The following is a 16,649-nucleotide window of genomic DNA, read 5'->3' as shown; positions in this document are numbered from 1 at the left end:
ACAAGCGTTGGCATACATGGAGCCGGCGGAAGGAGAGAGAAATGAACACAGACGTTCTCATCGTCGGGGCAGGCCCGACCGGGTTGGCCGCGGCGGTTGCGCTGCGCTCCTGCGGCGTGGCCGTGACGGTCATCGACCGCCAGGCGGCCGGTGCCAACACCTCGCGCGCCGCGGTGGTCAACGCCCGCACGCTCGAAGTGCTCGAGGGCCTCGACGTGGCGCGGCGACTGGTCAAGGAAGGAGTGGAGGCCCCGCGATTCACCATCCGCGACCGCGGCCGCACCCTGATCCCCGTCGACTTCAGCGGCCTGCCCACCGACTACCCCTACTCGTTGATGGTGTCGCAGGCGACCACCGAACGCCTGCTGCTCGAGCGGCTGGAGGAACTGGGCGGATCCGTGCTGCGCCCGAAGACGCTGACCTCTGTCGAACAGGATTCGGCCAGCGTCACCGCGACGTTCGACGACGGCGACACCATTCGCGCGCGTTACGTCGTCGGCGCCGACGGGATTCACAGTGTCGTACGTGAGCAGGCAGGCATCGGCTTCGCCGGCAGCGTGTACGACGAATCGTTCGCGCTGGCCGATGTCCGACTCACCGGCAGCGCACCCGGAGACGAGGTCATCCTGTACTGGGCCAAGGAGGGTCTGACGGTGGTGGCCCCGCTGCCCGGCGGCGTGCATCGCATCGTGGCACCCGTCGCCGAGGCGCCGGAGGAACCGTCGGCGGCATTCGTTCAGCAGATCCTCGACACCCGCATCGGCGCAGGGACACTGAAGGTCGATGAGGTGATCTGGGGTTCGCGATTCCGGATCCACCACCGGGTCGCCGACGCGTTCCGCGCTGGCCGGTTGTTGTTGGCCGGTGACGCCGCGCACGTTCACAGCCCGGCCGGTGGTCAGGGCATGAACCTGGGCATCCAGGACGCGGTGGCAGTGGCCGACGCGTTGGCCGCGGTCCTCGCGGGCGAGCCCGAGACGCGGCTCGACGAGTACAGCCAGTCGCGGCGCCCGATCGCGAAGGAGGTGGTCGAGATGACCGATCGCCTCACCCGGTTGGCCACGCTCCCCCGCGCCGTGCGGCCGATCCGCAACACCGCGATCCGGCTCGCCGGGCTGGTGCCCGCGGTGCGCTACGGCCTGGCCCGTCGGCTCAGCGGTCTGGTGTACCGCTGAGCTCCACCACCCTGCCGCGACTGTGCACGTACAGCACGGCCGCGGCGGCGGCGGCCTCGACCATGGCGACCACGGTGGCCATTCCCATCACCGTCGACGGCGAGGCGGCCGCGGCGCCGTGGTGATGGCCGGGCGCAGGCAGATGAATGGCGATCATCGCGAGGTTCATCAGCGCGACGATCACCCACGCGCGCTGTCGTCCGTCGCGCCAGAGGTCGCGCGCGCAGTACAGACACGCAGCGGCCATGGACGCCATCAGCGCCGCCGCGAACGGGGTCTGCGCGTGACCGAGCATGGCCGCGTGCAACAGGGCCGAGCAGGCCGCGAGCACGGCGCACACCCGTCGCCCCACCGTCCCGATCGTCGTCATACAGATATCGACTCCCGCCGTCGCGGAAATTCATCCCGTGACAGGATCCGGACATGGCAGCCATCCGCCCGTTCCGAATCGCGATTCCCGACGACGATCTCGCCGACCTGAAGTCTCGCTTGCGCCGAACGCGGTGGCCGGAAGCCGAATGTGTCGACGACTGGAGCCAGGGCATCCCGCTGGACTACACCCGCGAACTGGCCGAGTACTGGGCCGACGAATACGACTGGCGGGCCCGCGAAGAGGCGTTGAACCGCTTCGACCACTACACCACCGAGATCGACGGCCTCGACATCCACTTCATCCATCAGCGCTCATCGCAGCCCGACGCGTTTCCGTTGTTGATCACCCATGGCTGGCCAGGGTCGATCGTGGAGTTCCACAAGGTGATCGAACCGCTCACCGAGCGCGGCTTCGACGTGGTCTGCCCGTCGCTGCCCGGCTACGGCTTCTCCGGAAAGCCCGCCGCCAAGGGGTGGGGCATCGAGAAGATCGCCTCGGCGTGGGACACCCTGATTGGCCGGCTGGGTTACGAGCGGTTCGGCGCGCAGGGCGGCGACTGGGGTGCCGCGGTCACGACGCAGATCGGCCGCAACGGAGGGAGTTGCGCAGCAATCCACCTGAACATGCCGCTCGGTTTCCCGCCGGGCAAGCTCGAGAATCCGACCGAGGAAGAACAGCGGGCGCTGGAGCGCGGCCAGTACTACCAGAAGTGGGACTCGGGCTATTCCAAACAACAGTCCACGCGGCCGCAGACCCTCGGTTACGGGCTCGTCGACTCCCCGGTCGGGCAGCTCGCATGGATTGTCGAGAAGTTCTGGTCGTGGATGGACTGCGACGGCCATCCGGAGAACGTGCTGACCAAGGACGAACTCCTCGACAACGTGATGCTGTACTGGCTCACCGCATCCGGCGCGTCGTCGGCCCGGCTCTACTGGGAAAGCTTCAACGCGTTCGGCGGATTCGACCGCGTCGAACTTCCGACCGGTGTCGCATCCTTCCCGAAGGAGATCCTGCAAGCCCCGCGCAGTTGGTGCGAGAAGGGATACAACATCACCCACTGGTCGACGATGCCACGCGGTGGTCACTTCGCGGCGTTCGAGCAGCCCGACCTGTACGTCGACGACGTCGCCAAGTTCTTCTCCGGCGTGCGGTAGATGGGGCGGACGCTGGAGGCCGACTACCTCGTCGTGGGCGCGGGGGCGATGGGGCTGGCATTCACCGACACATTGGTCCACGAATCAGATGCGACGGTCGTGGTGGTCGACCGAAACGATCAGCCCGGCGGGCACTGGACGACGGCGTATCCGTTCGTGCGACTGCACCAGCCGTCGGCCTACTACGGGGTGAACTCCCGCGGGCTCGGCAGCGACACCGTCGACCAATTCGGGCTCAACGCAGGCTATTACGAGCTGGCCAGCGGAGCCGAGGTGTGCGCGTACTTCGATGCGGTGATGTCCCAGCACCTGTTGCCGACCGGCCGCGTCACATACCTGCCGATGAGCGAGTATCTCGGCGACGGTCGGGTGCGCACGTTCGGCGGTGAGGACATCGAGGTGGTGGCGCCGCGGCTGGTGACCACGCGGGTGGAGGTCGTCGTGCCGTCGATGCGGCGCCCGAACTACGCCATCGCCGACGGCGTCGACGTCGTCCCGCCGAACAGCCTTCCGCGCGTACGCGAGCCGCACGACCGCTATGTGGTTGTGGGAGCGGGGAAGACGGCGATGGACTCGTGCCTGTGGCTGTTGCGGCACGGCGTCGCGTCGGAGCGGGTCACGTGGATCAAGCCCCGCGAATCCTGGGTGCTGGACCGGTCCGCCATCCAGCCCGGTCGGCAGTTCGCGAAGAACACGCTGCGGGATTTCGGCAATCAATTGGCGGCGGTGCGCGAGGCGGACTCGCTCCCGCATCTGTTCGAACTGCTGGAGGACAAGGGTTGCCTGCAGCGCATCGACCGGTCCGTCGAACCGACGATGTATCGGTGCGCGATCCTGTCGCAAGCCGAGCTGGCCGAGCTGCGTCGCATCACCGATGTTGTGCGGATGGGCTACGTCCAGGCGCTCGAGCCCGGTCGCATCATGCTCGCTGACGGTGTGCGCGACGTCGACGGTTCGGTGCTTTACATCGACTGCACCGCAGACGGTTTGGGCAAGGAGCCGGTCACGACCATCTTCGACGGCGACCACATCGCGCTGCAGACGGTGCGCACGTGCCAGCCCGCCTTCAGCGCCGCCGTGATCGCGCACGTCGAGAACGCCTATCCCGATGACGGGACCCGCAACTCGTTCTGCAAGCCGGTGCCGTACCCGCACGTGCCCATCGACTGGCTGCGAATGATGTTGATTTTCAATGAGAACCAACTGAAGTGGTTCTCCGACCCGGACATGATGGCGTGGGTGGATGCGGCGCGACTCAACGCGCTGCACCACGTGACCGCCAATGTCAGCGAGCGCGCGCGGAACCGGGTCATCTCGATGCTCAGCTCCGAGCTACCGGCGATCAACGAGAAGTTGGAGGTCCTGCTGGCGCAGGTCTAGCCGGTGCCCACTAACACTTTCCGAGTGCTCCGGCACTATGGCGGGCGATGCCTCGTTGCCTAGCCCGCACGTCGGATGCGGGATGCCGAGCCGTACACTTCGTAAATTCGAGCACACGTTCGAGGGCGGCAGCTCTACCCTGAGAAGCTGGCGCCGCCAAGGACGCCCGAGATCGGAAAAGAAATGTTGCGAGCTTCAATGATTCGGGTATCGAACAATGTAACGCCCGGTTTGAGCCGAGCGATTAAGGTCGAGTAACAGCGTTATCAGCAGGAATTTGCGCGAGGGAGAGAGAGTCCACACATGATCAAGATTTCGTTGGGCAAGATGGCTGCCGGTTTCGGCGGACTGGCGTTGGCGTTGACAGCCGGGGCGGGAATCGCGTCTGCACAGCCCAATCTGGATTCAGCTGTCAACACGACGTGCAGTTACCAGCAGGTCCAAGCAGCGGCAAACGCTGCGGATCCGAGGGCTGCGGCAGTGCTCAGCGACCCAGCGACATCCGCCGGCGTGCAGCAGTTCCTTGCCTCACCGCCTGCTCAACGTCGCATGATGGCTCAGCAGATCGCGAGCATGCCGGCGAACCAGCCCTTCCTTCCGATCTACCAACAGATCTTCGACACCTGCCAGAATTTCTGACCTAGGCGGTGGCCATGCCAATTCGATGATGGCCGACCCCGTATAGCCCGCACTGATGGGGCTGATCTGCTCTCCGACCAGATCAGCCCCATCACGCGTTGCTGGTACCGTGCATCGGGCGGAGTTAGGAGAATGCGTGAAACCCGTTTTGAAGGCGATGGCGGTCGGTCTTGTCGAGCCTGTCTTGTTCGGGTTGATCATTCTTCTGGCGGCAGGCACGATTGACTACTGGCAGGCGTGGGTCTTCCTCGCGGTGTTCGCCCTGACCACGTGGATACTTGGCTTGTATCTGCTGCGCACCAATCCCGACGCGCTCAGGCGACGGATGCGCGCGGGTCCCACAGGCGAAACCCGAGCCAAACAAAAACTCCTGATCGCCGCCTGGTACCTCTCACTGCTATCAGCTTTTGTGGTAAGCGCGCTTGACCGCCGGTTCGGTTGGTCGCAGGTACCCGCCGCGATCTGCTTGCTCGGCGACGTTTTGGTCGTCACCGCGCTCGGGGCGGTGATGCTGGTGGTGATCCAAAACAATTACGCCGCAGCAACCGTGCAGGTCGAGGAGGGCCAAAAAGTCGTCTCCACGGGGCTGTATGGGCTGGTGCGCCACCCCATGTATACGGCGAATGTGATCTTGATAGTGGGCATTTCCCTCGCCCTCGGCAGCTACTGGGGACTGCTCGTCGTCGTACCGGCCGTCCTCGTGCTCAGCCTGCGCATCCGCGATGAGGAGAAGCTTCTACAAGACGAGTTGGACGGCTACCGCGAATATACGCAGGCAGTCCGCCATCGCCTCGTTCCCGGCGTTTGGTAACCAACCGCATTTCTTGCAAGCTGCGTCTCGCACGAGCGCAGATCAAGCAGTCGCACTGATCAGCGATCGCCTGCCGGCCCGCAGCGCGAACTCCCCCCTTCAGCTAGCGCGCTGCCGACGTGCTCGCTCAGGGTTCTGACGGACGGGGCATCTACCAAATTGGCCACCCCGAGGTCGGTATCAAGGGCGATGTTGATTGCCGTGATCGCCCGCATCGCCGAAATCGAATCCCCACCGAGATCGAAAAATGACTCATCGACGCCAACACGGTCCACGCCTAACACCTCGGCGTAGATGCCGGCAAGGATCTGTTCCACCAGAGTCGTCGGCGCTAGGTAGTCCCAGGCGGCGTCATCACCGTCGGGCGCGCGCACCGGTGCGCTCCCTGACTGGGTGGACGCCGCCCGTTTGCCGATCTCCTCCAACGGGGAGTGCTCTATCCCATCGAGCACATCCATCGATGACAACGGCCGCCTCGGTTCGACGGTCATCTCCACCAGAACCTGCTTGTACCGGTCGATGAGCGCTCGAACGCTGGCCGCGTCGAAGACATCCGTACGATATTGAACGCGGAGTTCCAGTTCGCGGCCCGGCCCGGCCTGCACCGTCAACGGGTAGTGGTAATAGTCGCGGCTCGTGAAGCCGGTGACGGCCAGTTCATTCACGCCGGGCGGCGTGGCGATGTCGGTCGGGTAGTTCTCGTACACGAACACGGTGTCGAACAATCTTTCATGACCGGTGATGCGGTGCATCTCGCTCAGAGCCAGGTGCTGGTGCTCGAGGGTCTCGTTGTGGGCACGCTGCAACTGATTCAGCAATTCCGATGTCGTCGTGTTCGGTGCGATGTGGGCCCGAACCGGCACCGTGTTGATCAACAGCCCAACCATCGATTCGGCGCCGTCGACTTCAGCCGGCCGGCCCGATACCACGGTTCCGAAGGCGACGTCCGGCTGCCCGGTGAGCGAGGAGAGAAGCAGCGCCCAGGCGCCCTGCAACACGGTGTTGACGGTGGTGTGATGCGAGCGCGCCAGCTTGGTGAGGGCCCGCGTGGTCTTCGCAGGCACCCTGAACGATTCGACGCGTCGCTGACCGAACGCCAGTTCTTGCGGGGGGCCGACGAGGATGGGGGTGTCGAAGTCGTTGAGAACCTCACGCCACGCCTCTCGTGCGGCAGCGTGGTCGCGCTCAGCGAGCCAGTTGATGAAGCTGCGATATGGGGATGCTGCGGGCAGCCGGTACCCGTGGTAGCCGGCGAAGATCTCCTGCAGCAGGATCGGCATCGACCACCCGTCGAGCACGATGTGGTGATTGGTCAGCACAAATCGATAGTTGTCGTCCCCGATACGGATCAGAGCTGCCCGGAAAGCGGGCTGATCGACGAGGTCACATACTGCGGCCCGTTCGGCTGCACAAAGGCGTTCGAGCTCCCCATGGGAATCGAAATCGGTTCCGGCGGTGCTCAACTCAACGTACTGCCACGGCGCAACGGGCTCAGCGGGGACGATCTGCACCGGCTCCTCGAACTGCGGACAGAATCGGGCCGCCAGGTGAGGATGCCGCCTGACCACCGCCTGCACGGCATCACGCAGTCGGGGCACATCGATCCGGCCGCTCAGGGCGATGTCCAGCTGCACCGCATACACATCGTCGTCGGAATCCTTTGCGATGCTGGCGTGATAGAGCAGTCCCTGTTGTAAGGGGGTGAGCGGCAGCACGTCGGCTATCGGGAACTGGGCCTCCAGCTCGTCGATCTGCTGTTGCGTCAGGCGGGCGGGGGCGATATCGGACGGGGTCAGCCCCCCACCGCCGCGCCTGACATGCGCGCAGATACCGGCCAAGGCATCGAACCACAAACGGTTGATCCGCGTGACCGCCGTGCGATCCAACGCCGAGGGCGCCCAAGTCCAGGTGGCGTTCAGATGTGGACCGGTGTCAGTGTCGATGGTGACCGCGTTCAGCTCGACGGTGTGCGCGAGGGCGATGGGCATCGCCTCGACGGCACCGGTCAACGACAAGCCCTCCTGGCTGAACCGCCACACATCCCCAGACGCATACGCCGCCGGCGAGCCCAACCGCCCGAAATAGTTGAAGCCGATCGTCGGGTCGGATCCGCCCAACTCCACATCGGGATTGAGATACCGCAGCAATCCGTAAGTCAGGCCGTCGGGCAACGAGCGAAGCTGCTCTTTGGCGTCTTTGAGCACTGCGCCCAGCGCTGAGTCACCGGTCACGACCTGCGTCCAGCTCAATTCGCCGACCGCTAATGCGACCGGGTATTTGGCGGTGAACCACCCGACCGTGCGCGACAGATCCACATCCGCGGCCGGCTCAGCCAAGTCCTCCTGGCGACCATGGCCCTCCACATCGATGGCGATCGGTGCGCCGCCGGTACCCAGGAACTGCGCCCATGCCAGCCCGAACGCGATCAACAAGATTTCGTGAACCCCTGCGTGAAACGCGGCGGGTACCTCACCGAGCAGCATGTGTGTGGTTTCAGCATCCAGCAACTCCGTCAGGTATCCGGCGCTGGCCAACGTATCCACGAACGCCCGCGGGGCGGGTAACGCCGCAGGGACCGTTGCCACCCGCCGCCACTTATCGGCCAAGCCGACCACGTCCGGGTGCCGCGCGTGCTGATTCAGCAGCTCGGCCCACCGGGCAAACGACGTCCCCGCCGGCGGCAGGAGCACGGGCTGACCGCCGCGGTGCTGGGTCAAAGCGATGTTGATGTCCTCCAACAAGATCCGCCAAGAGACACCATCCACGGCCAAGTGGTGAACGATCAACGCCAACTGGCCGGTGGCAGAAGCCCACACGGCGCTGAGCATGACCCCATCGGACGGGTTCAGCCGCAACCGCGCCGCTACCAGCGCCTCGTTCGTCAACGTTTCCACCGACTGCAGGCGATTTCGCGCGGCCACCGACCCCGGCTCGGGCACTGTCAAGGACCAGCCCCCGGCTCCGTCGTCCGTGGCACGCAGCCGCAGCATGGCGTGGCGATCCAGCAGGGCCTGCAGCACGATCACCACCTCGGCCTCCGTCACCCGCGCAGGAGCCTGCAGAAGCACCGTCTGGTTGAACTCGTCGATCGGGCCTTCCACAGTCTTGAGCCAGCGCATGATCGGGGTCGCGATCACCGGCCCGACACCTTCGTCGATCTCGTCGGCGGAGCTGTCGGCCAGCCGGACCACTCGGGCCAGTCGCGCCACCGTCTGCTGGACGAATATGTCACGCGGCCGACCGACCAAACCAGCGGCTTGAGCCCGCATCACCACCTGGATCGCAGAAATGCTGTCACCGCCGAGATCGAAGAACGATTCGTCGACCCCGACCCGATCCAGCCCGAGAACCTCTGCGTAGATATCCGCGAGGATCTCCTCGACCGCGTCGGCCGGGGCGCGGTAATGGTCAACGTCGGAGTACTCCGGCGCCGGCAGCGCTCGGATGTCGAGCTTGCCGTTGACCGTCAGCGGCAGAGCGTCCAGGGACACGACCGCGGCGGGCACCATATACGCGGGCAAGCGCTCGGCGAGCTGAGCGCGCAGTCCAGCCGGATCGTCGATTCCGGTGACATAGCCGACGATGCGCTTGTCGCCTGGGCGATCCTCGCGCGCGATCACCGCCGTCTGCTCGACACCCTCCAAATGCGCCAGAACAGCTTGGATTTCGCCGAGCTCGATGCGGTACCCGCGGATCTTGACCTGATCATCGGCGCGACCGAGGTACCTCAGCTCTCCGTCGGCGTCCCAACACACGAGATCGCCGGTGCGATACATGCGAGCGCCTGGCCCGCCGAAGGGACACGCCACAAAACGAGTCGAACTCAACCCGGGGCGGCCCACATATCCGACGCCTACCCCGCCGCCGGCCACGTACAACTCGCCGACGACACCAATCGGTACCGGCTGTAAATAGGAGTCGAGCACGAAGAACCCCAGATGCGCCAGCGGCACGCCAATCGGGCTGACCGCGTTGTCGATGTCGTCGAGACGGATCTCCCGCAACGAGGCATGCACCGTCGTCTCGGTAATTCCGTACATGTTGATCAGGCGCGGCGAATCAGGGTGCCGGTTCAGCCACGATTTGAGTCGTGCGGGCTCCAGCGCCTCACCGCCGAACACCACCACGTCGAGGGCCAGCTCAGCCGCCGAACCCGGGGTCAGCTCATCGATGGACTGCAGCGCGTAAAACGCCGACGGCGTCTGACTCAGCACGTTGACCTGCTCGTCGATCAGCAAGTCGTAGAACTCCTCTGGCGACCGAGCCACCGAATCCGAGACGATCACGAGCCGTCCGCCATGTATCAGACAGCCGAAGATCTCCCACACGGAATAGTCGAAAGCCAACGAATGGCTCTGCGACCACACATGCTCCGGAAACAGCTCCAACCCGGCGTCGACGGACTCCAGCAGACGCGTGACATTGCGGTGCGGGATCGCCACTCCCTTGGGTACACCAGTCGTGCCCGAGGTGTAGATGAGGTAGGCGATGTCGTCTGGACACGGCCCAGGCAGCGCGCTGGTGGGTTGCTCGTCAAGCGCGCCGTCGGCCACGTCGATGACCGTCAGCCTGTGTCCAGCGAGGCGATGGGCGTGATCCGCCGTGGTCAGCACAGCCACCGGTGCCGCATCACCGAGCACAAAATCCAACCGAGCGTCGGGCACCGACGGATCGATCGGCACATACGCCGCACCGGTCTTCATAACCGCGAAGATCGCCGCGATCGCCTCGATCGAACGGGTTAGCAGCATCGCCACCCGCTGCCCATGGCGTACACCGCAGCCAACCAACATGTGGGCCAACCGGTTTGCCTGCTCATCCAGTTCGCAGTAGGAGATGCTGCGGCCGTCGAAGGTGACGGCTACGGCCTCTGGAGATCGGGTGACCTGTGCCTCGAACAACGCCACGATGGACTTCCACTCAGCCTGCTCGGTAAGAGCCGGCCGATTACCGATCGCATCGACGCGGGCGTGTTCGTCGGCACTGAGGACATCGATCGTCGACAACGGCCGCGTGACGTCAACAGTCATCACCTCGAGTACCCGTAGCAGCCGCTCGATCAGCATCTCGATGCTGGCCGCGTCGAACACATCGGTGCGGAACTCCACTGTGCCCGAAATACCGTCAGCCTCGCCGGTTTTGGTCCAGCGCTCTTGCAACGAGATCGAAAGATCCATGCGAGCGGTGTGGGTGTCGAGCGGAAGCTGAGTGACCTGCAGATCGCCCAACGCCAACTGGGTCGCCGACTCACCCGCGAAGTTCTGCCAAGCCAGCAAAACCTGCACCAACGGATGATGGGTCAACGATCGCGCCGGATTGAGCCGCTCGACGAGCACTTCGAACGGCACGTCCTGGTTTTCGTATGCGGCCAGACTGCGAGTACGCACCTGAGCAAGCACGTCGGCAACAGTGGGGTCTCCGGTCAGATCGACCCGCAGCACCAGCGTGTTGACGAAGAACCCGACCAACTCATCGAGCGCGGGGTCACGCCGCCCGGCGATCGGAAAACCAACCGCCACATCAGAACTCGCGCTGAGCTTGGACAGCAGCGTCGCCAGGGCAGCCTGCACGACCATGAAGCTGGTAGCGCCGTGCGCACGGGCGAGAACCCGCACCCGCTCGTGTAGTGCCGCGGACCACTCCACCGCCACCCGCGCGCCCTGCTGATCAGCGACCAACGGGTATGGCCGGTCGGTCGGCAGTGTTATGCGCTCGGGCATTCCGCTCAGTGCGTCTTCCCAGAATTTGATCTGCTTGGCGATCCGGCTGCCGCTGTCGTCGGGGTCACCGAACTGCGCGCGCTGCCACAACGTGTAGTCGGCATACTGCACCGGCAGCGGCGCCCAAGCCGGGGCATGACCGGCACATCGGTTGGCATACGCCACCCCCAGGTCAGCCACCAACGGTCTGACCGACCAGCCATCCGCGGCGATGTGGTGCACCACCGCCACCAGAACGTATTCGTCATCGTGGCAGCGGAAAAGCCGTGCGCGGAGGGGGATCTCCTCGGCCAGGACGAAACTGTGCCGCGCGGTTTCCTCAACGGTCTCTTCCAGACGGCGTATCGACCACCCGGTCGCATCCACTGTCTCCCAGCCGAATTCAACTCGATCAAAGGGTACGACCAGTTGCTGAGGTATGCCGTCGACCGCCGGGAACACGGTGCGTAGGGTTTCGTGACGGTCGATCACATCTGCGAACGCTGCGCCGAGCGCGTCGACATTGACGTGACCTCGGAGCCGAAGTCCCACAGCCAGGTTGTAAACCGGTGATGGGCCCTGCAATTCATCGATGAACCACAATCGGCTCTGTGCAAACGATAGCGGCATCACCGCCGGGCGATCGTAGGCCACCAGCGGCGCCAGCCGGCCCTCTTCTTCTCCCACGCGGAGCGCCAATTGCGCAACTGTGGGGGCCTCGAATACGGTTCCGACCGCAAGGCCGGTGTCCATCGACTTGTTGATCGCCGCAACCAGGCGCATCGCCGACAGGGAGTCGCCGCCCAGGTCGAAGAACGAGTCGTCGACGCCGACGCGATCCAGTCCGAGGACTTGGGCGTAGATGCCTGCGAGGATTTCTTCGGCCGCATTCGCCGGGGGACGGTACCGATCTATTGCTTGGTATTCCGGCGCGGGCAGTGCCCGCTTGTCGAGCTTGCCGTTGACCGTCAACGGCACCGCCTCAATCGCCACCACAGCGGACGGCACCATGTAGGCCGGTAGCTGCTCGGCCAGCGCGGCACGCGCCGCTACTGGATCGGCGGTGCCGGTGATGTAACCCACCAACCGTTTGTCGCCAGGACGGTCCTCGCGAGCGACGACCACCGACTGGTCGACCCCGTCGAAAGCGGCGAGGGCAGCCTGGATCTCGCCGAGTTCGATGCGGTATCCGCGGACCTTGACCTGCTCATCGGCGCGGCCGAGATATTCCAGTTGTCCGTCTGGACGCCAGCGAACCAGGTCACCGCTGCGATACATCCGTTGTCCTGGTGCTCCTGCACCGCTGAAAGGACACGCCACGAACCGCGTGGCGCTCAGATCCGCTCGACCCATATAGCCATAGCCCAGCCCTGCGCCGGCCACATACAACTCGCCCACCACACCCGGCGACACCGGCCTCAGCCAGCCGTCGAGCACAAAGAAGGCAAGAGAGGGCAGCGGCACCCCGATCGGGCTCGACGGGGTCGTGGCGTCCGAACCGACGATTTCGCGGAAGGAGGCGTGCACCGTGGTCTCGGTGATCCCATACATGTTGATGAGCCGCGGTGATCCCGCATGGTTGGCCAGCCACGGACCGAGACGAGACGGTTCCAGGGCTTCACCGGCGAAGAGCACGGCCTCGAGCCGCAACCGGTCACGCAGTTCATGCTGCTGGGCATCGACGGATTGCAGCGCGTAGAACGCCGAAGGGGTCTGGCTCAGGACGGTGACGCCTTGGTTCACCAACAGTGCGTAGAAGTCCTCGGGCGACCGGACCACCGACTCGGGCACCACCTCCAGTCGTCCGCCGTGCAGCAGCGCGCCCCACATCTCGCACACCGAGACGTCGAAGGCCAGCGAGTGGCACTGAGACCAGACCTGTCCAGGCGACAGCCGTAGGCGAGCATCGATCGCGGCAAGCAGTCGCGTCACGTTGTGATGCGGGATGGCCACGCCTTTGGGCGTTCCCGTCGTGCCCGAGGTGTAGATCAGATATGCGACCTCGTCGGGATCCGGCCCCGGCAGCGCAGTACTCGGTTGAGACTCCATCAGCGGATCGTCGATGTCGATGACCACCAACCCGTGCCCGGCGAAACGATCGGCCAGATCAGCAGTGGTGATCGCTGCGATCGGCGCGGCGTCACGCAGCACAAAAGTCATCCGCGCATCAGGCACCGCCGGATCGATCGGCACATACGCCGCCCCCGTCTTGAGGACGCCAAGAATCGCCACGACCGCCTCGGCTGACCGAGATGACAGCAGCGCCACCCGTTCTCCGGCGCTCACGCCGCGAGCAATAAGCAAGTGCGCCAGACGATTCGATGCCTCGTCCAACTCCCGGTACGTCATACGGCGGTCATCGAAACTGACCGCGATCCTCTCGGGAGTACGTGCGACCTGCTCGGCGAACAACGTCGGGATCGCCACCGGTGGCGCGGCGGGCCGCGTCAACGCCGCCCGGTTACCCCATTCGTACAGAGCATCGCGCTCGTCGTCGTCGAGCAGATCCGCCGGCAAGAGTCGCTCGGTGGCGCTGACGAGTGCCCGCTCGAACCGGGCGATGATCTTCCGAACGCGGTTCACGTCGAACAGGTCGGTGTCGAATTCCACGCGGAGAACCAGCTCGGTTCCGGGCATGGCCTGCATTGTCAGCGGGTAGTGGTTGAATTCGCGTTCGTCAAAATCGGTGATGGCCATTCCGTCGGCCATGACCATCCCGGCCGTCTCGACCGGATAGTTCTGGTAGACGAACAGGGTGTCGAAGAGCTGATCGTGGCCGGTAACGCGGTGAATCTCGTTGAGAGCAAGGTGTTGGTGGTCGAGTGTGTCGCCGTGTCGGCGTTGCAGGTCGCCGAGCAGGTCCACGATGGTGGTCGCCGGGGTGATCGTGGCCCGTACCGGCACGGTGTTGATCAGCAAGCCGACCATCGTTTCCGCGCCCGCCACCTCGGCCGGCCGACCTGAGACTGCGACGCCGAATGCGACGTCGTGCCGCCCCGTCAGCCACATCAGTACCTGTGCCCAGGCGGCTTGGAGCACGGTGCTGGCGGTGGTGTGGCTGCTTCGCGCGAGTTCGTTGACGGCCTGCGTTGTCGCGGCCGGCAGTCGGAACGATTCCGCACCTCGGCGCCCCGGCCGCGAGGACCGGACTTTCGGTGCGACCAGCGTTGGGGTGTCGAAACCGGCCAAAATATCGCGCCAGACGGTTCGAGCCGCGTCGACGTCTCGATCGGCCAGCCACGTGACGAACCTGCGGAAGGGCACGGCGGCCGGGAGATGCTGCCGGTAGTAGCCGGCGAATACCTCCCGCAAGAGGATCGGCAGAGACCAGCCATCGAGCACGATGTGGTGATAGGTCATGACGAATCGGTGCGCCTCATCGCCGGTGCGGATCAGCGCCGCGCGGAAAGCGGGCTGGTGGGCTACATCGCGCACCGCGGCGCGTTCGGCGGCGCACAGCCGCTGAATCTGGGCCGGGGCGTCAAGTGCTTCAGTAGCGAACTCGTGGTACGTCCACGGAACGCTCGGGTCCGCCGCGATGATCTGCACCGGTTCGTCGAATTCTTGACTGAATCGGGCCACCAGGTGGGGGTGGCGGTTGGCCACGGTCTGCACGGCCGCGCGCAACCGATCGGCGTCCAACGGACCAGTGATCGTGACGTCGAGCTGCATCGCGTAGAGGTCGTCGTGGTCGTCGTCGTTTGCGGCGTTGACGTGGAACAGCAGCCCCTGCTGCAGGGGGGTCAAGGGCAAGACGTCCGCGACCCGGTGGTGCCGGTTCAGCTCGTCGAGGTCTCGCTGAGTGAGGTGAGCGGGCGCGATGTCGGAAGGTGTCAGGCCGCCGCCACCGGCGGCGACGTGTGCGCAGATGCCGGTCAAGGCGTCGAACCACAACCGGTTCAACCGGGTGATCTGGGCCTCGTTCAGTGCCGAGGGAGCCCACGTCCACGCGGCGTGCAATGCCGGGCCGTTCTCGGTATCGACCGTGCTGGCGTTGAGTTCCACGCTGTGTCCGAGCGGCATGGCTATCGACCCGGCGGCGGCGGTGTGCGACAAGCCGTCGCGGCTGACCCGCCATATACCGGCGAAACCTCCACCATCCGCCGTGTCGGTCAACCTGCCGAGGTAATTGAATCCGATTGCGGGGTCGGATCCGGATAGGTCGACATCGGTGTTGAGGTAGCGCAGCAGTCCGTAAGTGAGGCCGTCGGGTAGGGCGCGCAGTTGTTCCTTTGCACCCTTGATCACATGACCAAGAGCCCGATCACCCGCCACGACCTGCGACCAGCGCAGACCGCCGACGTCGAGTGCGACCGGGTACTTGGTGGTGAACCAGCCGACGGTGCGGGACAGGTCGACGGGCGCGTCGGAGCCTCCGAGGTCCTCGACGCGACCGTGCCCTTCGACGTCGATCCCGACCGACGTGGCGCCGGTATCGAGTAACTGTGTCACCGCCAGCCCGAGGGCTATCAGCAGGATGTCCTGAATGCCTGCGTGGAACGCCGCCGGTACGTCACCGAGGAGCGCTCGGCTCGTCTCGCTGTCCAATGACGCGGTCAGATGCCCAGCGGTTTCATAAGTGTCGAACTCGGGTTGAACCGCAGCCAACGCGGCCGGGGTCGCCAGGACTCGTCGCCAGGTGTCGGCCTCGTTCACGACTGCCGGGGAGTGAGCGTGTTCGCCGAGCAGCGATGCCCACCGGGCGAACGAGGTTCCGGTCACGGGTAATGCGACCGGATGACCATGACGGTGTTGGGCCCAGGCAATGTTCAGGTCCTCCAGCAGAATCCGCCAGGACACCGCGTCGACGGCCAAGTGATGGATGATCAGCACCAGTTGGCCTGTCGACGTGACCCACAGCGGACTGACCACCGCGCCGGAAGCCGGGTCCAGCCGGGTCCGGGCTGCTATCAACGCCTCATCGGTCAAGACGTCTACCGATTCCAGGCGCAGGTGCACCGACTCCTTCTCGGGTACCAGTAAGGAGAAGCCCCTCGCGCCGTCATCGATGGCACGCAGCCGCAGCATGGCATGTCGCTCAAGCAGCGCCTGCAAGACGACTTCGACATCGGTCTCGGTGACTCCCTCCGGAGCCTGGATCACCATCGTCTGGTTGAACTCATCGACCGGACCGCCTGCGCGCTTGACGTCGTGCAACCACCGGATGATCGGGGTGGCCAAGACGGGTCCGACGCCCTCGTCGGTCATGCCGGCGTCATCGCCGCCCACCTCGACGACTCGAGCGAGCCGCGCCACGGTCTGCTCGACGAAAATGTCGCGGGGCCTGCACTGCACACCGGATGCCCGGGCACGAGACACCACCTGCATCGACAGAATGCTGTCCCCGCCTAGATCGAAGAAGGAGTCGTCGACGCCGACGCGGTCGAGCCCGAGGACTTGGGCATAGATACCGGCCAA

General features: G+C 65.1%; 7 protein-coding genes. 5 read left to right on the top strand and 2 right to left on the bottom strand.

All coding sequences use genetic code 11. From position 1 onward, the window contains the following. Nucleotides 1-41: 41 nt before the first annotated feature. Nucleotides 42-1,175 (top strand): FAD-dependent oxidoreductase, encoded by a 1,134-nt coding sequence (locus A5752_RS15595; protein WP_067087230.1) that lies wholly within the window; start codon nucleotides 42-44, stop codon nucleotides 1,173-1,175. Here the strand turns inward: A5752_RS15595 and A5752_RS15590 are convergent. Beyond that, entirely contained in the window at nucleotides 1,153-1,545 is a 393-nt protein-coding gene (locus A5752_RS15590) for a hypothetical protein (RefSeq protein ID WP_067087227.1), read from the bottom strand. The two genes, A5752_RS15595 and A5752_RS15590, sit on opposite strands and share 23 nt — an antisense overlap. 53 nt (nucleotides 1,546-1,598) lie before the next feature. Between A5752_RS15590 and A5752_RS15585 the strand changes: the two genes are divergently transcribed. The 4 genes from A5752_RS15585 (at nucleotide 1,599) to A5752_RS15570 (ending at nucleotide 5,532) form a co-directional block, all read left to right on the top strand. Beyond that, nucleotides 1,599-2,702, top strand: a complete 1,104-nt coding sequence (locus A5752_RS15585) for an epoxide hydrolase family protein (protein WP_067087224.1) — start codon at nucleotides 1,599-1,601, stop codon at nucleotides 2,700-2,702. After that, nucleotides 2,703-4,082 carry an NAD(P)-binding protein gene (locus A5752_RS15580; protein ID WP_067087221.1) on the top strand — a complete coding sequence of 460 codons (1,380 nt, stop codon included), beginning with the start codon at nucleotides 2,703-2,705 and terminating at the stop codon, nucleotides 4,080-4,082. 303 nt (nucleotides 4,083-4,385) lie between these two features. Beyond that, nucleotides 4,386-4,721, top strand: coding sequence for a hemophore-related protein (locus A5752_RS15575; RefSeq protein WP_197500639.1), 336 nt, complete (start codon nucleotides 4,386-4,388; stop codon nucleotides 4,719-4,721). Between the two features lie 157 nt (nucleotides 4,722-4,878). Next, nucleotides 4,879-5,532: a methyltransferase family protein gene (locus tag A5752_RS15570; protein WP_090275735.1), complete on the top strand. Its 654-nt coding sequence runs from the start codon at nucleotides 4,879-4,881 to the stop codon at nucleotides 5,530-5,532. 59 nt (nucleotides 5,533-5,591) lie between these two features. Here the strand turns inward: A5752_RS15570 and A5752_RS15565 are convergent. Then, nucleotides 5,592-16,649: non-ribosomal peptide synthetase (locus A5752_RS15565; RefSeq protein ID WP_156613912.1), on the bottom strand; the 11,058-nt coding region annotated here is incomplete at its 5' end.

It is taken from the genome of Mycobacterium sp. 852002-51961_SCH5331710 (assembly GCF_001665535.1).
Lineage (GTDB): Bacteria > Actinomycetota > Actinomycetes > Mycobacteriales > Mycobacteriaceae > Mycobacterium.
Note: the sequence above shows the minus strand (reverse complement) of the source record. Positions and strands in the feature narration are given on the sequence as shown.

Bases quoted from the DNA above. Each gene is read 5' to 3' on its own strand.
- A5752_RS15595 (WP_067087230.1), top strand. From the start codon at position 42: ATGAACACAGACGTTCTCATCGTCGGGGCAGGCCCGACCGGGTTGGCC.
- A5752_RS15580 (WP_067087221.1), top strand. From the start codon at position 2,703: ATGGGGCGGACGCTGGAGGCCGACTACCTCGTCGTGGGCGCGGGGGCG.
- A5752_RS15575 (WP_197500639.1), top strand. From the start codon at position 4,386: ATGATCAAGATTTCGTTGGGCAAGATGGCTGCCGGTTTCGGCGGACTG.
- A5752_RS15585 (WP_067087224.1), top strand. From the start codon at position 1,599: ATGGCAGCCATCCGCCCGTTCCGAATCGCGATTCCCGACGACGATCTC.
- A5752_RS15570 (WP_090275735.1), top strand. From the start codon at position 4,879: ATGGCGGTCGGTCTTGTCGAGCCTGTCTTGTTCGGGTTGATCATTCTT.
- A5752_RS15590 (WP_067087227.1), bottom strand. From the start codon at position 1,545: ATGACGACGATCGGGACGGTGGGGCGACGGGTGTGCGCCGTGCTCGCG.